Annotated in this window: 20 protein-coding genes and 1 tRNA gene; 9 read left to right on the top strand and 12 right to left on the bottom strand. The window is 72.3% G+C overall.

Annotated features, from left to right (window positions below):
* Positions 1–109: 109 nt before the first annotated feature.
* From AC067N_RS13460 to AC067N_RS13450, 3 genes are all read right to left on the bottom strand, one after another.
* Entirely contained in the window at positions 110–841 is a 732-nt protein-coding gene (locus AC067N_RS13460) for a nucleotidyltransferase family protein (protein WP_478679021.1), read from the bottom strand.
* 109 nt (positions 842–950) lie between these two features.
* Positions 951–1,415 carry a hypothetical protein gene (locus AC067N_RS13455; RefSeq protein WP_478679020.1) on the bottom strand — a complete coding sequence of 155 codons (465 nt, stop codon included), beginning with the start codon at positions 1,413–1,415 and terminating at the stop codon, positions 951–953.
* Between the two features lie 229 nt (positions 1,416–1,644).
* A complete protein-coding gene (locus AC067N_RS13450) occupies positions 1,645–2,781 on the bottom strand; it encodes an ABC transporter ATP-binding protein (RefSeq protein ID WP_478679019.1) in 1,137 nt (378 codons plus the stop codon).
* A gap of 233 nt (positions 2,782–3,014) precedes the next feature.
* On the opposite strand from AC067N_RS13450, the gene AC067N_RS13445 reads away from it, so the two are divergent.
* A tRNA-Thr gene (locus tag AC067N_RS13445) sits at positions 3,015–3,088 on the top strand.
* Between the two features lie 299 nt (positions 3,089–3,387).
* Here the strand turns inward: AC067N_RS13445 and AC067N_RS13440 are convergent.
* Both AC067N_RS13440 and AC067N_RS13435 read right to left on the bottom strand, forming a co-directional pair.
* Positions 3,388–4,458, bottom strand: coding sequence for a glycoside hydrolase family 5 protein (locus AC067N_RS13440; RefSeq protein WP_478679018.1), 1,071 nt, complete (start codon positions 4,456–4,458; stop codon positions 3,388–3,390).
* A gap of 192 nt (positions 4,459–4,650) precedes the next feature.
* Positions 4,651–5,562: an aminoglycoside phosphotransferase family protein gene (locus AC067N_RS13435; RefSeq protein ID WP_478679136.1), complete on the bottom strand. Its 912-nt coding sequence runs from the start codon at positions 5,560–5,562 to the stop codon at positions 4,651–4,653.
* Between the two features lie 85 nt (positions 5,563–5,647).
* On the opposite strand from AC067N_RS13435, the gene AC067N_RS13430 reads away from it, so the two are divergent.
* Both AC067N_RS13430 and AC067N_RS13425 read left to right on the top strand, forming a co-directional pair.
* Complete coding sequence (locus AC067N_RS13430) at positions 5,648–7,060, top strand: NAD(P)/FAD-dependent oxidoreductase (protein WP_478679017.1); 1,413 nt, start codon at positions 5,648–5,650, stop codon at positions 7,058–7,060.
* A gap of 119 nt (positions 7,061–7,179) precedes the next feature.
* Complete coding sequence (locus AC067N_RS13425; RefSeq protein ID WP_478679016.1) at positions 7,180–10,389, top strand: Tat pathway signal protein; 3,210 nt, start codon at positions 7,180–7,182, stop codon at positions 10,387–10,389.
* 68 nt (positions 10,390–10,457) lie between these two features.
* Here the strand turns inward: AC067N_RS13425 and AC067N_RS13420 are convergent, their stop codons facing one another.
* From AC067N_RS13420 to AC067N_RS13410, 3 genes are read right to left on the bottom strand one after another with little or no spacing between them, the layout of a single operon-like run.
* Complete coding sequence (locus tag AC067N_RS13420) at positions 10,458–12,038, bottom strand: MFS transporter (protein WP_478679015.1); 1,581 nt, start codon at positions 12,036–12,038, stop codon at positions 10,458–10,460.
* A complete protein-coding gene (locus tag AC067N_RS13415) occupies positions 12,035–13,006 on the bottom strand; it encodes a zinc-binding dehydrogenase (RefSeq protein ID WP_478679014.1) in 972 nt (323 codons plus the stop codon). The genes AC067N_RS13420 and AC067N_RS13415 overlap by 4 nt, the downstream gene beginning before the upstream one ends.
* 51 nt (positions 13,007–13,057) lie before the next feature.
* The gene (locus AC067N_RS13410) at positions 13,058–14,335 is read right to left on the bottom strand and encodes an FAD-dependent oxidoreductase (RefSeq protein ID WP_478679013.1); all 1,278 of its coding nucleotides are present in this window, start codon (positions 14,333–14,335) and stop codon (positions 13,058–13,060) included.
* Positions 14,336–14,508: 173 nt separating this feature from the next.
* Here AC067N_RS13410 and AC067N_RS13405 point away from each other — a divergent pair, with 173 nt between their 5' ends.
* A complete protein-coding gene (locus tag AC067N_RS13405) occupies positions 14,509–15,177 on the top strand; it encodes a pentapeptide repeat-containing protein (protein ID WP_478679012.1) in 669 nt (222 codons plus the stop codon).
* Positions 15,178–15,273: 96 nt separating this feature from the next.
* Here AC067N_RS13405 and AC067N_RS13400 read toward each other — a convergent pair whose 3' ends face one another.
* A complete protein-coding gene (locus AC067N_RS13400; protein ID WP_478679135.1) occupies positions 15,274–15,774 on the bottom strand; it encodes a hypothetical protein in 501 nt (166 codons plus the stop codon).
* A 37-nt stretch (positions 15,775–15,811) separates the two neighbouring features.
* Here AC067N_RS13400 and AC067N_RS13395 point away from each other — a divergent pair, with 37 nt between their 5' ends.
* Positions 15,812–17,278, top strand: a complete 1,467-nt coding sequence (locus tag AC067N_RS13395; RefSeq protein ID WP_478679011.1) for a M1 family metallopeptidase — start codon at positions 15,812–15,814, stop codon at positions 17,276–17,278.
* A gap of 125 nt (positions 17,279–17,403) precedes the next feature.
* Here the strand turns inward: AC067N_RS13395 and AC067N_RS13390 are convergent, their stop codons facing one another.
* Positions 17,404–17,979: a TerD family protein gene (locus AC067N_RS13390; RefSeq protein ID WP_468102054.1), complete on the bottom strand. Its 576-nt coding sequence runs from the start codon at positions 17,977–17,979 to the stop codon at positions 17,404–17,406.
* Positions 17,980–18,175: 196 nt separating this feature from the next.
* Between AC067N_RS13390 and arfB the strand changes: the two genes are divergently transcribed.
* On the top strand, positions 18,176–18,637 hold the full coding sequence (arfB, locus tag AC067N_RS13385) for an alternative ribosome rescue aminoacyl-tRNA hydrolase ArfB (RefSeq protein WP_478679010.1): 462 nt from the start codon (positions 18,176–18,178) through the stop codon (positions 18,635–18,637).
* A gap of 439 nt (positions 18,638–19,076) precedes the next feature.
* On the opposite strand, the gene AC067N_RS13380 is transcribed toward arfB, so the two are convergent.
* Positions 19,077–19,586, bottom strand: a complete 510-nt coding sequence (locus AC067N_RS13380) for a flavin reductase family protein (RefSeq protein WP_478679009.1) — start codon at positions 19,584–19,586, stop codon at positions 19,077–19,079.
* A gap of 46 nt (positions 19,587–19,632) precedes the next feature.
* On the opposite strand from AC067N_RS13380, the gene AC067N_RS13375 reads away from it, so the two are divergent.
* The 3 genes from AC067N_RS13375 (at position 19,633) to AC067N_RS13365 (ending at position 23,216) form a co-directional block, all read left to right on the top strand.
* Positions 19,633–19,782 carry a hypothetical protein gene (locus AC067N_RS13375; RefSeq protein ID WP_478679008.1) on the top strand — a complete coding sequence of 50 codons (150 nt, stop codon included), beginning with the start codon at positions 19,633–19,635 and terminating at the stop codon, positions 19,780–19,782.
* 525 nt (positions 19,783–20,307) lie between these two features.
* Positions 20,308–22,047 carry a diguanylate cyclase CdgB gene (cdgB, locus tag AC067N_RS13370; protein WP_478679007.1) on the top strand — a complete coding sequence of 580 codons (1,740 nt, stop codon included), beginning with the start codon at positions 20,308–20,310 and terminating at the stop codon, positions 22,045–22,047.
* Between the two features lie 206 nt (positions 22,048–22,253).
* Positions 22,254–23,216: a CBM35 domain-containing protein gene (locus tag AC067N_RS13365; protein WP_478679006.1), complete on the top strand. Its 963-nt coding sequence runs from the start codon at positions 22,254–22,256 to the stop codon at positions 23,214–23,216.
* 12 nt (positions 23,217–23,228) lie between these two features.
* Here the strand turns inward: AC067N_RS13365 and AC067N_RS13360 are convergent, their stop codons facing one another.
* Positions 23,229–24,155 (bottom strand): 1-phosphofructokinase, encoded by a 927-nt coding sequence (locus AC067N_RS13360; protein WP_478679005.1) that lies wholly within the window; start codon positions 24,153–24,155, stop codon positions 23,229–23,231.
* Positions 24,156–24,163: the final 8 nt, after the last annotated feature.

Here is a 24,163-nt window from a genome sequence, read left to right as displayed (position 1 = left end):
CCCCTCCCGCTGCGCCGAGGGGCCCCGCACGGAATCCGCGGATTCCGTGCGGGGCCCCTCAGCTGTGTGCCCGCTCTCGCGCGCCGGGACAGACCCGTGTGGCGGCCCCCTAGCGCCCCATGGCCGCCAGTTCCTTCGCCGCCTCCGTCAGGTCCTTCGCCGTGTCGATGGCGCGCCAGTAGGCGCCCTGGGGGATCGGGAAACCCGCCAGTCGGCGTTCGCGGGCCAGCCGGGGGAAGGTGGTGCGCTCGTGGTCGCCGCGCTCCGGGAGCAGACCGGCGAACTCGGGGGAGAAGACATACACGCCGGCGTTGACCTCGTACGTCGTGGGCGGCGCCTCGATGAAGTCGGTCACCCGGCCGAAGCCGTCGGTCTTGACGGCGCCCCAGGGGATACGGGGGCGGGCCAGGGCGAGCGTGGCGGTGGCGTCCCGCTCGGTGTGGAAGTCCGCCATGTCCCGCAGCGAGAAGCGGGTCCAGATGTCGCCGTTGGTGGCGTACCAGGGGCGGTCCGGGTGGGGCAGATGGGCGGCGGCGTACTTGAGGCCTCCGCCGCGGCCCAGGGGTTCCGTCTCGACGACCGTGGTGACGCGGACGGAGAGGTCGGCCGTGTCCAGCCACTTCTGGAGGACATCGGCGAGGTGGCCGCAGGAGACGACGACGTCGGTGACGCCCTCCTCGGCGAGCCATGCGAGCTGATGACCGATGATCGGGGTGCCCGTGCCGGGGATCTCGACCATGGGCTTCGGCCGGTCATCGGTGTACGGGCGCAGCCGGGAGCCCTGGCCGCCGGCCAGGATCACGGCTTGAACGGGGCGCAACGCGGCGTTCGGATCGGTCATGCCCGAACTGTACGTGGCGCCCCGTTCGCGGGAGCACGCCCTGGGTGGTCGGCGGCGGGAGCGGGGGTGCGAGCGCCCTGGGCAGGCCCTGTGAGCCTGCGGTGGGTCCTCAGCCGTGCTGGGCGGCGACTCCGCTGGCGAAGGACGTGTCGCAGACGGGGCGGGCGTACGACTGGGCCTGGGTGGGGCCGTAGGCGCGGACGGCGGCACGGCCGAGGGTGCGGGCGATGGAGGCGCAGTGCTTCGCCAGCGACGGACGGCCGTTCACGGCCTGCTGCAGATGGGTGAGGGCCACGCCGGGGTCGCGCTCCTGAAGCTCCATCAGCAGCCTGTCGCGCAGCACCTCGTGCGGGGCGCGGGGCTTGGCGCGGGGGGCGGTCTCCGGACGGGAGACGTCCGAGGCGGCGAGAACCGACTGGGAGGCGCCGGACCCCGACCAGTTGACGCTGGTGACCGCGAGCGTGCCGGAGAGGACCAGGACGACGGGCAGGACGAGGGCGAGGGAGCGGCCGATCCGGCGGGCGGGGCCGCGGCCGTGCCGCGTCCGTTGGGTGTAGGTGTGGGAGTGCTTCACGCGAGTGAGGGTAGCGCGGGGTAATGATCCAGCGACATTGGGTCACCGGTTCGGGGGATGCGGCCGCCCCGTTCTCGGGGCGCCAGATTGACGAACGCAGGTCGAAATAGGTGATTTCGCCGGGGCGTTCGGCGGTAGCGAAGAGGGCCCCGCGGTCGACCGCGGGGCCCTCTTCGTCAACCTGGGTGATTTATCCCGGGTCGGTGGTTTCGCGTACGGCGCGTCCGGGTCAGTCGGAGAGACGCTCGCCCGTGGAGGTCGAGAACACGTGGGTCTCGCCCGGACGCGGCACGACGTGCAGCTGGGCGCCCTTCTCCGGGACCTGGCGGCCGTTGACGCGGACCACGAGGTCCTTGGTCTCGCCGCCGACCTCGGCGGTGCCGTAGACGTAACCGTCGGCGCCGAGCTCCTCCACGACGTTGACGGAGACGGCGAGGCCGGCCGGGGCGTCCTCGGAGTCCTTCGACAGGGCGGAGGCGGCGGCGCCGTTGTGCTCGACGACGTCGAAGTGCTCGGGGCGGACACCGACGGTGACCGTGCGGTCGCCCTTGTCGGAGGCGGCCTTCAGGGCGTCACGGTTGACCGGGACGACGCTGTTGCCGAACTTCACACCGCCGTCGGTGATCGGGACCTCGACCAGGTTCATGGCAGGGGAGCCGATGAAGCCGGCGACGAAGAGGTTGGCCGGGCGGTCGTACATGTTGCGCGGGGTGTCGACCTGCTGGAGCAGACCGTCCTTGAGGACCGCCACGCGGTCGCCCATCGTCATGGCCTCGACCTGGTCGTGGGTGACGTAGACGGTGGTGATGCCGAGGCGGCGCTGGAGCGACGCGATCTGCGTACGGGTCGAGACGCGGAGCTTGGCGTCGAGGTTCGACAGCGGCTCGTCCATGAGGAAGACCTGGGGCTCACGCACGATGGCGCGGCCCATCGCGACACGCTGGCGCTGACCGCCGGAGAGAGCCTTCGGCTTGCGGTCCAGGTACTCGGTGAGGTCGAGGATCTTCGCAGCCTCCTCGACCTTCTGCCGGATCTCCGCCTTGTTGACGCCGGCGATCTTGAGCGCGAAGCCCATGTTGTCGGCGACGGTCATGTGCGGGTAGAGCGCGTAGTTCTGGAACACCATGGCGATGTCCCGGTCCTTCGGCGGCAGGTGCGTGACGTCGCGGTCACCGATGCGGATGGCGCCGCCGTTGACGTCCTCCAGGCCCGCGAGCATGCGGAGGGAGGTGGACTTGCCGCAACCGGACGGTCCGACCAGGACGAGGAACTCGCCGTCCTCGATCGCGATGTCGAGCTGGTCGACGGCGGGCTTGGTGGAACCCGGGTAGATCCGGGTCGCCTTGTCGAACGTGACAGTGGCCATGGGTCGTAGACCCCCTTCACCGGCAGGAACGTGCCGGACGATCCGAGTAAAGGTGGTGATCCACCGGGGACGGTTCCACGGTGGTGTAGTCCATGCGAGGGACTGGCTCAGTGACGGTACCTGGCGTTCACCTCGTCTGTCAGTACCTCGACCTCTGTGAACTTCGCGGAAATTTTCGACGGAAGCGCGCCCTGACGTGGGTACACTGCACGGGCGCCCCCGCGCGGGGCCACGCCTCCTTAGCTCAGCTGGCCAGAGCAACGCACTTGTAATGCGTAGGTCGTCGGTTCGAATCCGACAGGGGGCTCTGGTGGGAACCCCAGGTCGGGCAGTGGCTGACCTGGGGTTTTCCGTTCAGGGGGTCCGGCGGTGGCGGGGGCCGCGCGGGTGTTCGACCGGTTGGTGTGCGGTCGGAATGCGAAGCCGGGGGCTAGGTGGTTCGACCGGTCGGGGGAGTTCGCGGTCGCCCTGGTCCAGGGGAACTGGCTCTGACGCGCTGAAGGCCCGTCAGTCTCCGATGTGCGGCTCACGCTGCGCAACTGACGGCCGGGCGCCCCGGGCCGGAGTCGGCTCCGGCCCGGGGGCCGTTCGACGGTGCGGGGGTGGTCAGAAGTCGTCCGGGGTCCTGATGCGGTCGCGGATCCAGGTGCCCGCCGGCTTGAGGGAGGCCGTGCCGGTCCAGGGGCCGTCGGCGTCGCAGGTGCCCGGCTTGAAGGCGGCGCCGGTGCGGTGGTCGTCGGAGAAGTTCCAGTTGACCCAGCTGATCTTCTTGGCGGCGAGGAGGTCGAGGTAGCGCTGCGACATGGCGAAGTCGTTCGCGCCCTCGCCCGCATAGTTCTGGGTGCCGAACTCGGTGACGAAGACGGGGATGCGGTCGGCGGCGCGGGAGAGGGTCTGGAGGTACTCGTCCCGGTGCGAGTACGCGTAGAAGTGGAACGTGTACATGATGTTGGACGCGTTCACCGGGTTGTTGACCACCTCGGACTCGTTCGCGCCGTCCGAGACGCCGAGTGAGGACCAGGCGCGGGTGCCGACGAGGATCGGGGTGTCCGGGTCCTTGGCCCGGATGACGGGGATGAGCTGTTCGGCGTAGCTCTTGATGCGGGACCAGCTCACTCCGCTGGGCTCGTTGGCTATCTCGTACAGCAGGTTGTTCTTGTCGCGGTGGCGCTGGGCCATCTCGGAGAAGAAGGTCTTGGCGCGGGCGAGGTTCTGGTGCGGGTCGCCGGGGTCGAGCATGTGCCAGTCGACGATGGCGTACATGCCGCGGGCCGTGGCCTGCTCTATGGCGGAGTGGACCAGGTCGGTGAAGCGGCGGGGGTCGGTCTCGTAGCCGCCCTCCTGGATGTACATCGAGATGCGCAGGACGTCGGCCTTCCAGTCCGTGGCGAGCGCGTTCAGGGAACCGCTCGTGACGCACTGGCTGTACCACTGCAGACCGTGGGTGCTCATGCCGCGCAGCTGGATCGTTTTTCCTCGTGCGTTGCAGAGCTTGGTGCCGCAGACCTTCAGCTGCCCGTTCGCGGCCACGGGGGTGACGGCGGCCGGGGTGGCCTGGACGGCGTCGGGTCGGGGGGAGTCGGCCGGGGGGTGCGTGGCCTGCGCCGACGCGGGGGTGAGGACGAGGCCGAGCAGGAGGAGCGCGGCGGTGAGCAGGACGGATCGTGCCGGTCTCATGGGGGGCTCCTGGCGGTCGAGGGGTCGAGGGGTCGACGGAGGCGGGGCACTTCGTGCCGGTGGTGCCGGTCGTGCCAGTGGTGCCGGTGTTGCCGGTCGGGCCGGTCAACTAGAAGGAAACCTTCCTAACAGATATGGGTAGCGGTTGGTCCGGACCTTTGCAAGAGGTGCGGCAGGACCAACCGGGGGCGTTCAGCGCAGTCGGCGGGCGATCTCCAGGTCGTCCGGCTGGAGGGAGCGGCCCTCGTCGAGGTCCCAGAGGGCGTTCTGGAGGACGCGGGCGAGGGTCCAGGCGGCGGCCCGCCGCCGGTCCAGGCCCAGGACGTCGGTCATCGCGTCGAAGCGCCAGCCGACCTCGTCGGGGTCGAAGCGGTTGTCCAGGGCGGGCCAGAGGTCGAAGCCGGGGTCGCCGGCGAGGGGCTTGGGGTCGATGGCGAGCCAGGGGGCGCGGTCGGCGGCCAGCACGTTGTCGAAGTGCAGGTCCCAGTGGAGGAGCCGGTCGCCGGGCTCGTCGAGCACCTCGCGCAGGGCGGAGGCGCAGTCGGCGATCAGCCGGCGGTCCCCCGGGTCCGCGATCCGGTCCAGCGCGGCCGGGGTCCGCTTCAGCATGCCGGCCCCGATGTCGGACAGCCGCCGCAGGCCCTCGGGTGCGGGTGTCGCGGTCAGGTGGGCCAGCAGCCGGGCGATGACCAGGACGCCCTTGCGGGAGTCCGGCTCGTGGGACAGCATCCGGGCGGGGTCGAGGCGTTCGAGGAGCATGGCGCCCGTCTCGCCGTCGTACCGCAGGAGCCGTACGGCCCCGTCGCCGTCCCAGACGCGCAGGGCGACCGGTTCGCCCTCGCTCTCCTCGTCCAGGATCTGCAGCTTGAGGACGGCCGGAGTGCCGTCGGCCGTGTCGACCACGGGGACGACCAGGGCGCACATGCCGTGCATGGGCCGGCCGTCGAGGCGCAGCCCCCAGCGGTCCAGGAACTCGGCGGTCAGCCGGGGGAGCCCGGCGACGAACCTCCGGCCCGCCGCTCCGTTGATCTCCGACTGCGTCTCGGCCAGTGCCTCCGGAACATCGATCACGTGGGCGACCCTACGCGCGCGGCGGGGCGGAATCCCTTGAATTTCCGGGCCTCCGAGGGGTCGGGAACGACGGAATCCGAAGGAGACAAGGCCCGTCGGCAGGGGTTAGCGTCCGGCCATGAGCAGCACGGACGCGACCGCCTCCACCGTCAACGGCGGGATCTCCTTCTGGTACGCGCAGGCCGGAATTCCCGGCCCCAGGGAGCCGCTCACCGGGGACGCGACCGCCGACGTCGTGATCGTCGGCGGCGGGTACACGGGACTGTGGACGGCGTACTACCTGAAGAAGGCCGCGCCGTCGCTGCGGATCGTCGTCCTGGAGCAGAGGTTCTGCGGATACGGGGCGTCGGGGCGCAACGGCGGCTGGCTCTACAACGGGATCGCCGGGCGGGACCGGTACGCCCGGCTGCACGGGCGGGAGGCCGCCGTCCGGTTGCAGCGGGCCATGAACGACACGGTCGCAGAAGTGGTCCGGGTGACGGCTCAGGAGGGCGTCGACGCGGGTGTCCACCAGGGCGGTGTCCTCGAAGTCGCCCACACCCCCGCCCAGTTGGCGCGGCTCAAGGCCTATCACGAGCACGAGGTCGCGTACGGGGAGGACGACCGGGAGCTGTACGGGGCCCGGGAGACCGCCGAGCGGATCCGGGTCGCCGGTGCCGTCGGGTCGACGTGGACGCCGCACGGGGCGCGGCTGAACCCGGTGCGGCTGGTGACCGGGCTCGCGGACCTCGTCGAGGGGCTGGGGGTGACCGTGCACGAGCTGACGCCGGTCACGGAGATCCGGCCGCGCCACGCGGTGACCCCGTACGGCACGGTCCGGGCGCCCTATGTGCTGCGCTGCACCGAGGGCTTCACGGCCAACCTCAAGGGCCAGCGGCGGACCTGGCTGCCCATGAACTCGTCGATGATCGCCACCGAGCCGCTGACCGCCGAACAGTGGGCGACGATCGGCTGGGAGGGGCGGGAGACACTCGGCGACATGGCCCACGCCTACATGTACGCCCAGCGCACCGACGACGACCGGATCGCGCTCGGCGGGCGCGGGGTGCCGTACCGCTTCGGTTCCCGGACGGACAACGACGGGCGTACGCAGCCGGCGACGATCGAGGCGCTGCACGAGATCCTCGTCCGGTTCTTCCCCTCGCTGGCCGGGGTGAAGGTCGCCCACGCCTGGTCCGGTGTCCTCGGAGTGCCGCGCGACTGGTGTGCCACGGTCACCCTGGACCGGTCGACGGGTCTCGGCTGGGCCGGCGGTTATGTCGGCTCCGGTGTGGCCACCGCCAACCTCGCCGCCCGCACCCTGCGCGACCTCGTCCGGCGGGACTCGGGGCAGGGCGGTGAGACGGAGCTGACGTCGCTGCCGTGGGTGAACCACCGGGTGCGCAAGTGGGAGCCGGAACCGTTGCGTTGGGCGGGCGTGCAGGGGATGTACGCGACGTACCGCACCGCCGACCGGCGGGAGACGGCCTCGCAGCGCGCGCAGTCGTCGCGGCTGGCGCGCTGGGCGGACCGGGTCGCGGGGCGGCACTGAGGGACGCCGCCGGAATTCGTGGGTGCTGTGTCACACGTCTGTGCGACCATCGGCTCACTGACCACTTGAGCCCCGGACCTGACCGCTCCGCCGGCTCTCGTCTTTCCGGGGGGAAACCCATGTACGGCTCATGCCTGCCCGCGAGACGCAGACGCGGGCGGTTCGTCGTGCCGCTGCTCGCGCTGACCGTTCTCATCTCCCTGCTCACCGGATCCCTGACCCTGGCCGGGGCGGGGCCGGCCCGCGCGGACGACCCGGTGGAGTGCGCCCCGCTCACGCTCGCGCCCTTCGGGGACCCCGGCGATGCCGTCGCACGCGGCACGCTCGCGGCCGGTGCCAGGACCTGCCGCACGGTGACCGCCGAGGCGGGCCGCCACCAGGTGTCGCTCGCCGACCCCCGGCACGAGGCATGGCTGGACGTCCGCCGCGCCGACGGCACGCAGGTGGAGTGCACCGAGCCCAGCCGCCATGTCCGCTGGTGCGACTTCCCGGCCTCCGGTGCCTACACCGTGGTGGTGGACAACGCGCGCGGCTTCGACCCCACCGACTTCCAGCTCAGCGTCGTACCGCTGGCCGGGTCCGAGGGCTGTGCGCCGGCCGTGGGCACGTCGTGGGACCTGCCGCCGGCGACGGTGCGGGCCGTCAGCCCGGTGCAGGTCGACTGCCTGCCGTTCCACGGGGAGCCGGGTGAGCGCGTCACCGTGTACGGGGACGAGGTCCGGCAGTGGATCACCGATGAGACCGGCACGGACATCTGCGCGCGCGAGGAGGGTGACCAGCACGGCTGCGTGCTGCCCGGTGACGGGCCGTACCGGGTGCTGGCGTACCGCTTCCAGGGCGGCGGGCTGCCCGCCGACGAGCGGGTCCAGATCCGCCGGCTGTCCGCCGCCGAGGGCTGCCCGGCCCTGACGCCCGGCGCGTACGGCACTGTGCCCGCGCCCGGCACCCTGCGCTGCCGCTCGCTGACCGTGCCCGGGGCGGGCCGGTTCCTGGTGGACCCGCTGAACCCCGAGCAGAACGAGACCCTGTGGTCGTACGTCTACGACGGCGAGGGCAAGCGGGTCTGCCAGGCGGGCGGTTGGTGCGCCTTCCCCGCCGCCGGGCGCTACGTCCTGGTGGTGGGCGATCCCGACCGTGTCACGGACCCGGAGTACGCCACGGTCTTCCTCGACCGCACGGGCACCGAGGGCTGTCGCTCCGTCGGATGGGGGCGGTACGAGGGTGAGTTCGGCGGCGCGGGCGAGTACGACTGCCTGCTGCTGCCGGGCGGTGAGGGCGTGCGGTTCGCCGCGCTCACCAAGCTCGGCGGCCCGGGGCCACGGCCGGCGGTCGAGGTCGTCGACGCCGAGGGCGACACCCAGTGCACCGACGACGCGCTGGACGCGGGCACCTGCGAACCGAAGGGCACGGCACCCCACCGGCTGCTCGTGCACGCGGACTCCGGCACCACCGGAGCCTACGCACTCGACCTGATCCGCACCGACGCCCCCGAGGGCTGCGCCGAACTGCCGAGCGGGAGCTTCACCGACGACGGCGCCGTGGCGACGATCCGTACCGGCGGCGGGGTCTTCTCGCGTTGCCTGACCGTTCCTGCGGGCACGCACACCCGGAGCGAGGTCTTCCAGCTGATCGCCACGTCCGGCGGTGTCTCCGCCCGGTTCTCCGTGGTCGACGCCGACGGCAGGAAGGTCTGCGACCGCAGCGCCACCACCGATGGCTGGGTGCTGTGCGCGCTGACGCCGGGCAAGGCGCACACCGTGCTCGTCAACGGCCGCGACCAGGTGGCGGCGTACACACTCGCACGACGTGACGTCACCTCGTCCGCCGCCTCGGCGGGCTGTGTCACGAGCGCCGCGACCAAGGTGGGAGGGGCCTCCCACCAGGGGGTCTACGGCGTTCCGGGCAGCCTGCGCTGCCACCGCGTCACCACCGGCGCCGCCACCGATGTCGTCCACATCGACGTACGGGACAAGCTGGGCACCGGCAACATCGCGGTGTTCGGCGACGACGGCGACATGGAGTGCTCGTTCCGCAACCGGCCCTGCGCGGTGAGCGGTTCCACCAGCCACCAGGTCCTTGTACAGGTCCCGGCCCGCCTCAAGACCGCGCCCGACTACCGTCTGGACACCCTGCGCATCGCCACCGCCGAGGGACCGGCCGCCGAGTGCGAGAAGGTGCCCACGGTGGCGTACGGATACGGGCCGGTCACCGGCCGGCTCGACGAGTCGCGGACAGCGGTGTGCGCGGTGCTGCCGACCGCGGGCTTCGACACGCTGGACACCGAGATCAGCGACACCACCGGCGCCACGACGACGGCGGTGCCCGCGCTCTACACCATGTCCTCGTGGTCCAACGGCTGCGTGAACTCCTCGGACGGCTACCGCTGCAACGTGGACGGCTCACCCGGACAGAGCGCCCCGAGCCTGTTCCTGCTCGGCCTGCCGGAGAAGGCGTCCACCACCTCATACCGGGCGAGGCTCGTCTGCTCGCCGTCGATGTGCGGGACCGACGAGGTCGGCGTCACGTCCGTCGGCCCGGACACGGGCGCCGCCGGCGGCAAGGTCACGCTCACGGTGACCGGCACCGCGCTGCCCTCGGACACCGAGGTCCGGCTGTACGAGGGCGGCAGGACCATCACGGCGAAGACGGAGTCGGTGTCCGCGGACCACCGGACGCTCACGGCCACCCTCGACCTGACCGGGGTGTCCCCGGGCACCTGGAGCGTCAGCGTCATCGCACGCGGCTGGGAGTTCCCGCGCGGCACCTTCACCGTCACGCGGGCGCAGCTGAGGAGCACCGCCGCGCCCAAGGTGACCGGCACCGTCGCCGTCGGAGCCAGGGTAAGGGCGGCGCCCGGCAGTTGGTCCGCGGCACCGTCGTCGTACACCTACCAGTGGAACGCGGACGGTGCGGCGATCAAGGGGGCCACGGCCTCGGCCTACACGGTCCCGGCGGCGCTGTCGGGCAGGAAACTGACCGTGACGGTCACCGCCGCCAGGTCCGGCTGGGACGGCGGCACCGCTACCTCGGCCGCCGTGACCGTCGCCAAGGGGGCCGCGCCCAAGGCGAAGGAGCTCCCGGTGATCAGCGGGAAGGCCAAGGTCGGAAAGACGCTGACGGCGGGTGAGGGTGCCTGGAGTCCGGCCGCCGCCTCGTACGCCTACCAGTGGTACGCGAGCGGGAAGGCGATCAAGGGGGCGACCGCGTCGTCCCTGAAGCTGAAGACCGCGCAGAAGGGCAAGAAGATCACGGTGAAGGTGACCGCGCGGCGGCCCGGGCACCAGGATGGGGCGGCGGTGAGCAAGGCGACCGGAGCGGTCGTCAGATGAGCTGACAGCCGTACCGCGACGGCCCCCGCCCTGCCCGGGCGGGGGCCGTCCGTCTGCCGGGGCCCGTGTCAGGCGGTGGCCGGTCGGGGCGCCTTCGCCGTGACCAGCGTCGCCGCGAGGGCGCCGGCGAGGAGGAGGATGGCGGTGGCCCACCACAGGGCGGTCGTGTAGCCGTGGACCATGCCTTCGCGGGCGGTGGCGGCGGTGTGGCCGTGGGCGGTGACGTACGCCGTGGCGCTGCTGGTGGCGATGGTGTTGAGCAGCGCCGTGCCCAGTGAACCGCCCACTTGCTGGGCGGTGTTGACGGCCGCGGAGGTGACGCCCGAATCGTGCGGGGCGACCCCGGCGGTGGCGGTGGAGAAGACCGGCATGAAGGTCATCCCCATGCCGAGCCCCATCAGGACGAGCGCCGGGAGCACACCGGTGGCGTACGCCGAGTCGACCGTGAGCCGGGTCAGGGTGGCCATGCCGGTCGCGGCCAGCAGCATGCCGGGGACCATGAGGCGGCGGGGCGGCACCCGGTGCATCAGGCGGGCCGAGACCTGCGTCGAGCCGGTGATGATCGCGGCGGTGAGCGGCAGGAAGGCAAGCCCCGTCTCGACCGGCGAGTAGCCCAGAACGACCTGGAGGTAGTACGTCATGAAGAGGAACATCCCGAACATGCCGACCGTCGCCAGGGAGATCGTCAGGAAGCAGCCCGCCCGGTCGCGGTCCGCGAGGATGCGGAGCGGGAGCAGGGGGTGGGGGGTCCTGCGCTGCCGGAGGACGAAGGCCGTGAGCAGCGCGACCCCGGTCGTGAGGAGGGTGAGGACCGCGGGGTCCGACCAGCCGCGTGATTCCGCCTCGCCGACGGCGTGGACGATCGCGACCAGGCCGCCGGAGCCGAGGAGCGCGCCGGGTACGTCGAGCCGGGTGCCCTCGCCGCCGGGCCGGTCGCGGAGCAGGACGAGCGCGCCGGTGAGGGCGGCGACGGCGATGGGGACGTTGACGTACAGGCACCAGCGCCAGTCCAGGTACTCGGTGAGCAGACCGCCCGAGATCAGGCCGAGCGCCGAACCGCCGCCCGCGATGGCCCCGTAGATGCCGAACGCCCTTCCGCGTTCCCTCGGGTCGCTGAAGGTGGTGGTCAGAATGCTGAGCGCGGCCGGGGCCAGTACGGCGGCGAAGACGCCCTGGAGGGCGCGGGCGCCGAACAGCGTCCCGGGCGCGGTGGCCGCGCCGCCGAGCGCCGAGGCCGCCGCGAAGCCGACCAGACCGGTGACGAAGGCCCGCCTGCGGCCGGCCAGGTCCGCGATCCGGCCGCCGAGCAGCAGCAGGCCGCCGAAGGCCAGGGTGTAGGAGGTGATCACCCACTGCCGGTCGCCGTCGGGGATGCCCAGGTCCCGCTGGGCGGACGGGAGCGCGATGTTCACGATCGTCGCGTCCAGGATGACCATCAGCTGGGCCAGCGCGACGACGACCAGGGACCACCAGCGGCGGGGGTCGGGTGAGTCCCCCTCGGGGGGCGCCGGTCCGGGCAGCGCCCGGCGTGGGGGCCCTTCGGGCGCGGGATCGGCGGTCGTGGCGGTGTGCCCGTGCCCGGCGCTCCTCCCGGGCTCGGGGGGTGCCGACGGAGGGAGCCGGCGGCTGTGGCTGCCGCTCGCCGTCATGGCTCCAGCACCACCTTGCCGGTCGTGCCCCGGTTCTCCAGGGCCCGGTGGGCCGCGGCCGCCTCGGAGAGGGGGAAGCGGTGGACGGCAGGGGTGAGACGGCCGGCGGCGGCTTCCGCCAGGGCTCGCACCTCAAGGGTGCGGATGGGGTCGGGACCGCCCGCCCGGCGCCGCATCTCCTCGCCGAGGACCGACTCGGTGACGCCTTCGACGACATACGGCCCGCCGTCCTTGATGCCGTCCGCGGACCAGCCGAAGACGAGGTGCCTGCCGCCGGGCGCGAGGAGCGCGACCGACTCGCGGGCCACCTCGCCGCCCACGCCGTCGAAGACGATCGTGGCCTTCCCCCGGTACGCGGCGGCCCGCTCCGGCCAGGCGGGGTCGGTGTAGTCGAGGGCCAGGTCGGCGCCGTTCGCCGCGACCCGGGCCACCTTCTCGGGGCCGCCGGCGAGGCCGATGACCGTGGCGCCCGCGTTCCTGGCGTACTGCACGAGGAGGGTGCCGATACCGCCGGCGGCGGCCGGGACCAGGACCACGTCGTCGGGGCCGGGGTCGGCGAAGAGGAGGATTCCCATCGTCGTCCGGCCGGTGCCGATCATCGCGACGGCCTCGGCGAAGTCGAGGTTCCCCGGTATTTCGTGCAGGCGTTCGACTTCCGTGACGGCCAGCTCGGCGTAGCCGCCGGGTGCCCAGCCGAGGTGGGCGGTGACCCGCTTGCCGAGCCAGGACTCCGGGGCGCCCTCGCCGAGGGACTCGACGACCCCGGCGACCTCGCGGCCGGGGATCGTGGGCAGTTCCGGTGCCGGTCCCGGCCCCGGGTGGCCCTCGCGCAGGGCCGCGTCCAGCAGGTGTACGCCGGACGCGGCGACGGCGATACGGACCTGGCCGGGCCCGGGTTCGGGGTCCTCGGTCTTCTCGTAGGCGAGGTTCTCGGCCGGGCCGAAGGTGTGCAGGCGGATCGCGTGCATGAAGGGCTCCCCCTCGGGTCTTCGTTTCGCGTGCGACCCCAGCCTTCAACCTCAAGCATGCTTGAGGTCAAGGGAGTTCGCCGACCGCCGGCCGAGGGCGAGCGAGACGGCCGCGAGGGCGCTGTTGAAGGACACCTCCGACAGCACACCCGGTGCCGCGACCTGGTCGCCCGCCAGGTACACGTCGTCGCCCCGGTCCACGGCCGGCCGGTCGCGCCAGCTGGTGCCGGGCAGGTCGACCGCGCCCGTACGGCCGTGGGAGGTCGCCTCGCGCCGCCAGGTGACCCGGTCGCGCCAGCCCGGGAACCCCAGGTCGAGCAGGTGCTCGGCGCGGGCCACCCCGTCCGCCCGCGACTCGTGCGGCGCGATCGGGAACTGGCCCTGGAGCAGCTGCTCACCGGCCGGGGCGAGGGTGTGGTCCTGCGCGGTGAACCGCTCGATCCAGCCGGGCGCGTCCAGGTCGGAGACCGCGAACGCGTCGCCCCGGCGCGTCCGCACGGCGAGGTCGAGCAACGCGGTCCGGCCGCTGGGCCAGGTCAGCGAGTCGTCGCGCAGGAGGCGGCGGGCGGCGTCGAGGGAGGTGGCGACGATCACCGGGCCGGGGCGGGGGCCACCGGAACCGCGGCCACCGGAGCCGTGGGCGTGCCGCCCGTCGCCGTGCCCGGGTGCCGGGCCCCGTCCCGTGCCGCGTACGTCGTCCAGGCTGTCGACCCGGCTGAGGGTCTCCATGCGCACGCCGAGGTTCCAGGCGCGGGCCGCCATGCGGTCGATGACGCTCGCCCAGCCGCCGCGCGGGTAGTGCGCCTCCGGGGGCAGCTTCGTGGCCCGGCGCAGCCGTTCCTGCACGAACGCGGCCGAGAGGGAGCCCGGGTCGTGGTGGAACAGCGCGACCGCCGCGTAGTGGGCGGCGGCCCGCGCGGCCTCCTCACCCGCCTGTGCGGTCGCCCAGGTGAGGAAGTCGACGTCGACCGGGGCGCGCCCGCCGGTACGGCGCGGGCGCAGCAGCCTCAGCATCCCGAACGGCGGGGTGCGGCGGAGGGCGCCCTTGTGGTGCAGCCGCAGCCGGGACGCCTCCAGCGGCGGGAGGGGAGCGAGCGGGCCGATGAGGTCGCGCCGGCCGAGCCAGGTCCAGTGCGGGCCGCCACTGTAGAGGGCGTGCGGTCCCTCGTTCGTCCGGTACGGCCCTTCGGCGGTCCGGGCCCGGCCGCCGAGCGTGTGGTGCGCCTCGTACACGGTGACGCGGGCGCCCGACTCGGCGGCGCTGATCGCCGCGGTGAGGCCGGCGAAACCGCCGCCGATGACGGTGAGGTGGGTGGGCGTGCGCTGCATGGTTCGGGGCTCCCTCGCGTCGGTGCGGGCCTGCTGCGCGTGTGTCTGCGCGGCTGTCTGCGCGTACGACCGGCCGAGGGGGCCGGAATGTGACATCGGGACGGGACGACTCGTTCCCGGAGAGGTTTTCGCAGGTCGGCGCCGTTGTCAGTGGTGGGGTGCAGGATGAGGGCATGGTGCGGGCGAAGTCGGTGGTGAAGGGGGCGCGGCGGCCGGAGGTGCGGTTGCCCGCGCTGGAGGCGTACGACGGCGGAGGGCTGGAGCCGGACGGGGACTACGACGGGCTGGACTTCCGCGAGCGGGACCTCGCCGGGCAGGACGGCGGGGGCGCCCGCTTCATGGACTGCGCGCTCACGGGCTGCGCGCTGGACGAGACCCGGCTGCACCGGGCCCGGCTGCTCGACTCCGTCCTCACCGGCGTACGGGGTGTCGGCACGGACCTCGCCGAGGCGGCCTTCCGTGACGTGGAGCTGGTGGACGCGCGGCTCGGGGGTGTCCAGGCGCACGGGGCCGTGCTGGAGCGGGTGCTGGTCCGGGGCGGCAAGATCGACTATCTGAATCTGCGTGACGCCCGGCTCAAGGACGTCGTCTTCGAGGACTGCGTCCTCGTCGAGCCCGACTTCGGGGGAGCGCGACTGGAACGGGTCGAGTTCCCCGGCTGCGTGCTGAAGGGCGCCGACCTGAGCGGGGCGACCCTGAAGGACGTCGACCTGCGCGCGGCCGCCTCGGTGGAGCTCGCCCGCGGGGTGGAGCGGTTGTCGGGGGCGGTGGTCACCGCGACGCAACTGATGGATCTGGCGCCGTTGCTGGCGGCGGAGATGGGCATCAGGGTGGAGGGCTGAGCGGCCTCGGCCGACCGTGGTGGTGGGGCGGTCGGGGGCGGTGGCCCCGGTGCCGTCGGGGGGATGCGAGAAGGCCGAGGCGGTGGACCCCGGGCGTCAGCGCAGTCGGGGGAAGCGGGCCTGGAGGGTCCAGATCGCCGGGTTGTCGGCGAGGTCCTCGTGCAGGTCGCACAGGTCGGCGACGAGGTCGTGCAGGAAGTCCCGCGCCTCCCTGCGGAGTTCGGCGTGGGAGAAGGTGAGCGGGGGTTCCTCGGCCGGCATCCAGTCGGCCTCGATGTCCACCCAGCCGAAGCGGCGCTCGAAGAGCATGCGGTCGGTCGACTCGGTGAAGTCCAGCTCCGCGTGCTGCGGCCGTGAGGCGCGGGAGCCCGCCGGGTCCCGGTCCAGCCGCTCGACGATGTCGCAGAGCGCCCACGCGAAGTCCAGCACCGGCACCCATCCCCAGGCTGTGGACAGCTCCCGGTCCTCCTTGGTGTCCGCGAGGTAGACATCACCGCAGAAGAGGTCGTGCCGCAGCGCGTGGACGTCGACGCGGCGGTAGTCCGTCTGCGGCGGGTCCGGGAAGCGGTTGGAGAGGGCGTAGCCGATGTCGAGCACGTAGGCGATGGTGTCATGTCCCCATAGGATCTTGGACATGTCCCGATCCTTACCGGTTGTCCCTGCCGCGCTGCTCGCCGCAGCGCTGACGTTCACCCTCAGCTCCTGCACGGACGAGGGGGCGGGACCAGGCACCGGCGGCACGCGCGGTACGGCCGGCCTGGGGGACCCGTACTTCCCGAAGCTCGGCAACGGCGGCTACGACGTCACGCACTACGCCCTGACCCTCGACGTGGACATTGAGCGGGGCAAGGACCGCGACGACCACGAGGACCATGTCGACGGGAAGGCCGTCGTCACGGCCCGGGCGAAGCAGGACCTCAGCGCCTTCGACCTGGACCTGAGGGGCATGGACGTCGAGTCCGTGACCGTCGACGGCGCCGAGGCCCGGTGGAAACGGAAGGGCCAGGAGCTGATCGTCCGGCCGGCGCACGCCCTGGAGAAGGGGAGGACGTTCCGTACGACGGTGCGTTACTCGGGCGAGCCGCGCACGATCACCGACCCCGACGGCTCCCACGAGGGCTGGCTTCCGACCGCCGACGGGGCGCTCGCGCTCGGCGAACCGACAGGCTCGATGGCCTGGTTCCCCGGCAACCACCACCCCTCGGACAAGGCGACGTACGACATCACCGTCACCGTCCCGCAGCGCCTCCAGGCCGTCTCCAACGGGGAGTTGCGGCGCGAGTCGACGAAGGACGGCCGTACGACGTTCGCGTGGCGCTCGGCCGAGCCGATGGCGAGCTACCTCGCCACGGTCGCGATCGGCGCGTACGAGATCCGGCGCCCCACGGTCGGCGAGAAGAAGCCGCCGGTCTACATAGCCGTGGACCCGGAGGAAGCTGAGGGCAGCCGCGAGGTCCTCGACGAGATCCCGGACATCATCGACTGGGCGGAGATCAACTTCGGCCGGTACCCCTTCTCCTCCACCGGCGCGATCGTCGAGCGGGAGGAGGACGTGGAGTACGCGCTGGAGACCCAGAACCGCCCGGTCGTCCCCGGCGCCCCCGACACCAGCCTGCTCGTCCACGAACTGGCCCACCAGTGGTACGGCAACTCCGTCACGCCGAAGAGCTGGCGGGACATGTGGCTCAACGAGGGCTTCGCCACGTACGCGGAGTGGCTGTGGCAGGAGGACCACGGGGGCGAGACCGCCCAGGACATGTTCGACGCGCTCTACAAGGGCGAGTACTTCGACGACGCCGAGGACGACGAGGCGGTGTGGGCGTTCCCGCCGGCGAAGCCGCCGAGTGCCGCGAACATCTCCGACAGCCCCGTCTACGAGCGCGCCGCCATGGTCCTCCACAAGATCCGCGAGGCCATCGGCGACGACTCCTTCTTCGACCTCCTCAAGGGCTGGGCAACGGCCCGGCGCCACGGCAACGCGAGCACGGCGGACTTCACCGCGTACGCCGGGAAGCACGCGGAGAGGACGGCCCCGGACGCCGATCTGGAGCCGATCTGGGAGGAGTGGCTGTACGGGGAGGGCAGGCCGGAGGAGGCGTGAGGGCCCGGGGCGTCCCCGGCGCGTCGCACAGCCGGTACGCGCGGGAGCGGCGGGTAGGACGCCGAAGGCCCGGCTCGACGCTGCGGTCGGGCCGGGCCTTCGGCGGTCGGGCTCTCGGGCGTGGATCAGACGTTGACGCCGAAGTCCTGGGCGATGCCGACCAGGCCGGAGGCGTAGCCCTGGCCGACGGCGCGGAACTTCCACTCGGCGCCGTTGCGGTAGAGCTCGCCGAAGACCATGGCGGTTTCGGTGGCGGCGTCCTCGGAGAGGTCGTAACGGGCGATCTCGCTGCCGCCGGCCTGGTTGATGATGCGGATGTAGGCGTTGCGGACCTGGCCGAAGTTCTGCGAGCGGTTCTCCGCGTCGTAGATCGAGACCGGGAAGACGATCTTGTCGACGTCGGCGGGGAGGCCCGCCAGGTTGACGTTGATCGCCTCGTCGTCGCCCGCGCCCTCACCCGTGCGGTTGTCACCGGTGTGGACGATGGTCTGGTCCGGGGTCTGCTTGTTGTTGAAGAAGACGAAGTGGGCGTCCGAGTACACCTTGCCCTGGGTGTTCACCGCGATGGCGGAGGCGTCCAGGTCGAAGTCGGTGCCCGTGGTGGTGCGGACGTCCCAGCCGAGGCCCACGGTGACGGCGGTCAGGCCCGGAGCCTCCTTGGTGAGCGAGACGTTGCCACCCTTGGACAGGCTTACAGCCATGGTTGGGAGTCCTTCCCTCGTTGCTTACGTGCCTTACGGGCTTCGTGCCGGGGACGAAGCTACCTGTACCCCTATGAACGCGGGGAGGGGCGCCAGAGGTTCCAGGGGTTTTACTTTCTTTACCCGGGTGGCCGAGTGCGGCCGGGAGCCGGAAAAGCGGGTGACTTCCGTCGGGGCGCCGGGTGACCATGGAGGTATGTCCGGTCCTTCCCGGGGGCCTGGGGGCCAGCCCTCCAGAGGCCTCACCATCCGCGGCTCCGTCTCCGTCCCCGAGGCCGAGCTGATGTGGCGTTTCTCCCGGTCCTCCGGCCCCGGCGGACAGCACGTCAACACCAGTGACTCGCAGGTCGAGCTGCGCTTCGACCTCGCCCGCACCGAGGCGCTTCCCGAGGTGTGGAAGCGGCGGGCCCTGGAGCGGCTCGCCGGGCGGCTGGTCGACGGGGTCGTCAGCGTCCGGTCGTCCGACCACCGTTCACAGTGGCGAAACCGGGAGACCGCCGCCGTACGCCTGGCCGCGCTCCTCGCGGAGGCCACCGCCCCGCCGCCCAAGGCGCGTCGGCCGACCCGTATCCCGAAGGGGATCAACGAGCGGCGGCTGCGGGAGAAGAAGCAGCGGTCCGAGACCAAGCGGGGCCGGACCGGGCGGGATTGGGGCTGAGGGGGCCTTTCCTGAGTCCGCTTTTCGGGCACGGCCGGTCCGCGCGGTGTTTGCGGGTGCCGTCCTGGCCGGTCGCCTTTTCACGTCCGGATTCGTGATTCGGCGTTGTCGGACGGCGTGACGTGATCGGCATGGCCGCGGTGGCGGAATGGCGGTGATCACGGTGACACCGGGAAGTCGCCGCTGAGCTTCCGCGAATTCCCTGTCCGGCGGGCCGAGTCACACCGGCGCATTCGCGGGGCATCACCAACCGAATGCTCGGTTGATTCGCGGGTGGGAGATGCCGTGGACGACGCCGTGGGAGGCGTGGCCGAAACCCAGCGGTGGGTGCGGGGGCGTGGAGGTCCGCCGGCCGCGGGGCCGATGTGGCCCGGCGCGTGGTTCCCCGCCCCCGCCCCCTGTGAGTCTCTTTGCCGTCTGCGGCGGGGAATGATCCACCTCACCCCAACTGCCGGTACCTTCCACGGAAGTACGTCAGCGGGCCGCCCTCCGCGCCCCGCACCCTCGTCTCCAGGACCCGGCCGATCACCAGCGTGTGGTCCCCGGCGGGCACGCGTTGCTCGGTGCGGCATTCGAGGGTGACCAGGGCGTCCGTGATCAGGGGCGCCGCGGTGAGGGGGCCGTGTGTGTGGGGGATGGACTCGAAGAGCAGGCGGTCGCTCACCCGACCCCTCATGGCGAAGCGGCCGGCGATGACGCGTTGGTGCTCGGAGAGGACGGAGACGGCCCAGAGGGGCTGTTCGGCGAGGAGGTCGTCCATCCGGGAGCCCTCGCGGAGGCTGACCAGGACGAGGGGCGGGTCGAGGGACACGGACATGAACGACGTGGCCGTCATGCCGACGTCCTCGCCGCGCGGTCCCTCGGGGTCCGGCTGCGCCTCGTGCGCGGTCACCAGGACCACACCCGCCGCCAGCCGGGACATCGCGGCACGGAACTCGTCTTCGCTCACCCCCTCAGCATGCCCGCCGGGGCGGGAAAGGTGATCTCCAGGGGGTGTGAGGGCGGACCGGTCCTCCGGGGACCCCGGAGGCGCGGGGGACGTGGTGGACGCCGGGGGCGTGGCGGGCACGGCCCGCGCGGGCGCCGGCGGCGCGGACGGGAGCGGGACGGAGGAGGCGGAGCGCTTCGGCACGTCGGCACGCTAGTCCGCGTCCACGGGCCGCCGCATCCGGCCGGAGATCCACCTTCATGCCGGTCCCGGGACCTAGGTCCCGGCCGCCGCGCGACGTCCGGCGGCTCGCCCTCCGGTGGGCTCGGGCGGGACGGGATCGGGCGCCGTGGGTCCCGACCGCGGCACGACCGAGGTCGGGGCGGCGCGTGCCGGTTCCGGGGCCGCCCCGCTGCCTCCGCTGGCTCAAAAGAGGCCGTCCGGCCCGTCTGCGTACTCGGTCATCGCCGCTCACAGGCTCTGCACAGAGCCCTGAATTCTGTTCAGGAAGCGCATGAGGGAAACGCATAAACTCCACTCAATTGCTCATGTTTTGTTGTGACTTGAGTCACAGGAGCCATATTTTGTTGACCCTGTGTACCGAGTGGGCTTCGCGCTGTGATTCAGTGGCGGGGACGCTGCAAGCTGTAAGCAGGAACTGTAAGCGGTAGTAAGCCCATGAGTTACGCCGGATAGCAACCCTGGAGCCTGGAGCTGCCACAAGATCTCGGGGGGAGGGCGAATGGAAACCGAGTCGGAGCCTTACGTCCGTCTGGGGACGCTGCGGCAGCTGCACCAGGTGATGGCGGACATGAACACCGCACGCAGCCTGGCCGACACGCTGCAGACCGTCGCCGACGGTGTGGTCAACGGCCTGGGGTACGAGCTGGCGTGCGTCAATCTCGTCCGCCCCGACGGAGACCTCGTCGTCGCCGCCCTCTCCGGGAACTCCGCAGCCGAGGCCCTGATCACCGGCCGCGTCGGCTCCCGCGCCTCCTGGGACCGCCGGCTGACCATGGGGGAGGCCTGGGGCGACCTGCGGTTCATACCCCACACCGAGGGCTGGGTCCTCGACGAGGACGACGTACCGCAGTGGTACACCGACGGGCCCGCGCCCCGCTTCGAGGACGAGTGGCACCCCTCCGACCGCCTCTTCGCGCCGATGTACACCCCCGGCGCCGGCGGTGCCTCCTGCGGTGAACTGCTCGGGGTCATCTCCGTCGACCGGCCGCGCAACGGCCGCCGGCCGGGCGCCTGGGGCCGCGAGGCGCTCCAGATGTACGCCTTCCAGGCCGCCATCGCGATCAGCAACGCGCGTCTACGCGCGAATATGCAGCGCGCACTGGTCAGGCTCGAAAGGGAGCAGCAGGCGCTGCGGGCCAGTGAGGAATCCTTCCGGCAGGCGTTCGAGTACGCCCCGAGCGGGATGGCCATCGCCGAGATGGGCGGCGACCAGCACGGCCGGATCCTGCGGACCAACGACGCGCTGTGCCGGCTCCTGGGCCGGCCCGCCTCCGCCATGCGCCGGTACTCGTTCTCCGACCTCGTGCACCCCGAGGACATCGGCACGCTGCTGCGCACCTCCGCCGAGGGCGGCCGCGCCGAGCTGCGGCTCGGGCGCCGCGACGGCACATACGTCTGGGTCAGCCTGCGCAACTCCGTGGTGGCCGACGCCGCCGACGGGCCACGCTTCCTGCTCACCCACGTCGAGGACATCGAGGAGCGCAAGCGCCGCGAGCTCCAGCTCGCCCACCGCGCCTCGCACGACGCGCTGACCGGCCTGCCGAACTCCGCGGAGCTGCGCTCCCGGCTCTCCGCCCGGCTCTGCCAGCGCCCCCAGGCGCTCCCGGCCGGCGCCGCGGCCGACTCGATGGACGCCACCTTCGGGGACGGCTTCGGGCAGTACGGCGACTTCGGGATCGCCCAGCACCCGGCCGCCCAGCCGCCGCACCCGTCGTTCGACGCGTACGAGGCCGCCGGGAACGGCGGGTACGCCTTCGACTTCCACACGGTCGGCGGGCGGTACGACGCCTTCGACCACCATGTGCACACCGTCGCGCCCGAGAGCGAACGGGACGACGGCACCAAGGGGCTCGCGGTGCTCTTCTGCGACCTCGACGGATTCAAGTCGATCAACGACCGGTTCGGGCACAACGCGGGCGACGCCGTCCTCATCGAGGTGGCCCGCCGTCTCACCCGGGGGGTGCGCGACGGCGACACCGTCGCCCGGCTCGGCGGTGACGAGTTCGTCGTCCTCGCCGACGGGCTCGGCCGCGCCGACGCCCAGGACCTCGCCGTCCGCCTGCGCAACGAGATCATCCAGCCGATCCGGGTCGACGGCCGCGCGATGCGCGTCGGCGCGAGTTTCGGCATCGGGTGGGCACACTGCGGGATGACGGCGGACGAGGTGTTGAAATCGGCTGACGAGCGGATGTACGTCGAGAAACGATCTCGTCCCAAACAGCATCGGCGGGCCGGATGAGCAGAGCCGGGCGGTAGCCCGTGACCCGGGAAAAGCGCTGGTGAGACTGCTTGGGAAGGTCCGCCCGGCGCGATCGTGACTCAGGCCACGAGGTCTGAGTCACCCGTTTGGCTCAGCCTGAGCGGGTAGGCTCGCTCTCCTACATCCTTCTTGCAGGAACCGCCACCCGTACGCCGCACGTACCGCACCGCTGAGGAGACCTAGGGATGACGCCCGGCAACAACGGCGCGAGCACGCCCGAGGACGACGACCCGTTCGGCTACCTCTACGCCGACGGCCAGGCCCGTGGCGCCCAGCCGCCCACGGGGAGCTACGGCTACCCCAACGCCGTCAACCGGGTGCGGCCGGTCGGCGAACGCCAGTACGGGCAGCAGACCCAGCAGCCGCCCCAGGCCCAGCAGGCGCCCACGGCGGCGTACGGCCAGGTCTCCCAGCAGGGCGCCTACGGCCAGCCGAACGCGCACTACCAGGCCCCGGAGTCCTTCTCCGGCGGCGCCCCGACGACTCGTCAGCAGCCGTACGGCAACGGCGGGGGCGGCGGGCGCGGACGCGGCCCCAACACCAAGGGCCTGCTGATCGGCGCGATCGCCGTCGTGGCCGCGGTGGTGATCGGCATCGGCGTCGCCATGATCGGCGGCGACGACAGCAAGGACGACAACGCCGGCGGCGGCCCCTCGACCGCGCCGACGGCCGACCAGAACACCGAGCCCAGCCCGTCGACGAGCAAGCAGGCCGAGAAGGAGCCCGGCGAACTCCCGAAGGCCGAGGCCAAGACGCTTCAGCTGGGCGGCAGCGCCACGGTCTCCTCCGACATCCCCGGCGCCAAGTCGGAGGGCGGCTTCTACGTCACGAACTTCAACTCGGTCGGGTCCTCGGTGACGTGGAAGATGGAGGACGTCCCGAAGAAGGGCTCGTACAAGCTGTACGTGGTCTACGGCGTTCCCGGAAAGGACGCCAACGCCACGCTCACGGTCAACGGCACGGTCCAGAGCCGCCCGCTCAACCTCAAGAACTTCGCGGAGGCGCCCGAAGGCGACTACAAGAAGGGCTGGACCTATACCTGGGCGGCCGTACAGCTCAACGAGGGCACGAATGAAGTCAAGGTCTCTTGCGAGCAGGGCAATGCCTGCGACGTGAACATCGACCAGCTCTACCTTCAGAAGCCGTGATCGGGAGCCCCCTCAGGCCGCGCTGACCTCCCCCGTCACCGCCACCCGCGCCCGCAGTTCGTCGTACGTCCGCTGGTCGAACTCGCCCGCCGCCGGGGCCAGTACGGTCGCCGCCGACAGGGCCGTCGCCCGGGTGAGGCGGTCGGGCCACGGCAGGTGTTCGACCAGGCCTGAGAGGAGGCCCGCGACCACCGCGTCGCCGGCGCCCGTCGGGTTGCCGCGGAGGCGGCGGGGCGGGACGGCCCGCCAGTGGCCCTCGGGGGTGTGGGCGAGGAGGCCGTCGGGGCCGAGGGAGGCGACGACCGCCTGGGCACCGCGGCGGCGGGCGTCGCGGGCGGCCCGGGACGGCTCGTGGGAGCCCGTCAGTTCGGCCAGTTCCTCCGCGTTCGGCTTCACCACGTCGGGGCGGGCCGCCACCCCGCGCCGCAGCGGCTCACCGCTGGTGTCCAGCAGGACGGGTACGGCCAGGGTGCGCGCCGTGCGGATCAGGCCCGCGTACGCGCCCACCGGCACCCCCGGCGGCAGGCTGCCGCACAGGGCCACCGCCGAGGCGGAGCGCAGCAGGACCTCGTACGTCTCCTGGAACGCGGACCACTCGGCCGGGGTGATGAGCGGGCCGGGCTCGTTGAGCTGAGTCGTGTCACCGGTGGCGTCGACCACGGCGATCGTCCGGCGCGTCGCGCCTTTCACCGGCACCAGCGCGTCCACGATGCCAGGCGTCCGGGTGAGCCCCTCCCGGACGGCGCGTCCGGTGCCGCCGCCGACGAAGCCGGTGACCGTCACCTCATGGCCGAGGGCCGCGAGCACCCGGGCCACGTTCAGGCCCTTGCCGCCGGGGCGTTCGCTCACCTCGGTCACCCGGTGCGTGGCGTGGGGCCTGAGGGCCCGCACCTGATGGGTGATGTCGAGAGCGGTGTTCAGCGTGACCGTGAGGATCACCTGGGGCT

This window comes from Streptomyces sp. NPDC042364, from assembly GCF_056437585.1.
Note: the sequence above shows the minus strand (reverse complement) of the source record. Positions and strands in the feature narration are given on the sequence as shown.

Coding starts and splice junctions, on each gene's coding strand:
- arfB (WP_478679010.1), top strand. CDS start 18,176: ATGTCCGGTCCTTCCCGGGGGCCTGGGGGCCAGCCCTCCAGAGGCCTC.
- AC067N_RS13450 (WP_478679019.1), bottom strand. CDS start 2,781: ATGGCCACTGTCACGTTCGACAAGGCGACCCGGATCTACCCGGGTTCC.
- AC067N_RS13430 (WP_478679017.1), top strand. CDS start 5,648: ATGAGCAGCACGGACGCGACCGCCTCCACCGTCAACGGCGGGATCTCC.
- AC067N_RS13390 (WP_468102054.1), bottom strand. CDS start 17,979: ATGGCTGTAAGCCTGTCCAAGGGTGGCAACGTCTCGCTCACCAAGGAG.
- AC067N_RS13410 (WP_478679013.1), bottom strand. CDS start 14,335: ATGCAGCGCACGCCCACCCACCTCACCGTCATCGGCGGCGGTTTCGCC.
- cdgB (WP_478679007.1), top strand. CDS start 20,308: ATGGAAACCGAGTCGGAGCCTTACGTCCGTCTGGGGACGCTGCGGCAG.
- AC067N_RS13425 (WP_478679016.1), top strand. CDS start 7,180: ATGTACGGCTCATGCCTGCCCGCGAGACGCAGACGCGGGCGGTTCGTC.
- AC067N_RS13440 (WP_478679018.1), bottom strand. CDS start 4,458: ATGAGACCGGCACGATCCGTCCTGCTCACCGCCGCGCTCCTCCTGCTC.
- AC067N_RS13405 (WP_478679012.1), top strand. CDS start 14,509: ATGGTGCGGGCGAAGTCGGTGGTGAAGGGGGCGCGGCGGCCGGAGGTG.
- AC067N_RS13415 (WP_478679014.1), bottom strand. CDS start 13,006: ATGCACGCGATCCGCCTGCACACCTTCGGCCCGGCCGAGAACCTCGCC.
- AC067N_RS13395 (WP_478679011.1), top strand. CDS start 15,812: ATGTCCCGATCCTTACCGGTTGTCCCTGCCGCGCTGCTCGCCGCAGCG.
- AC067N_RS13365 (WP_478679006.1), top strand. CDS start 22,254: ATGACGCCCGGCAACAACGGCGCGAGCACGCCCGAGGACGACGACCCG.
- AC067N_RS13420 (WP_478679015.1), bottom strand. CDS start 12,038: ATGACGGCGAGCGGCAGCCACAGCCGCCGGCTCCCTCCGTCGGCACCC.
- AC067N_RS13460 (WP_478679021.1), bottom strand. CDS start 841: ATGACCGATCCGAACGCCGCGTTGCGCCCCGTTCAAGCCGTGATCCTG.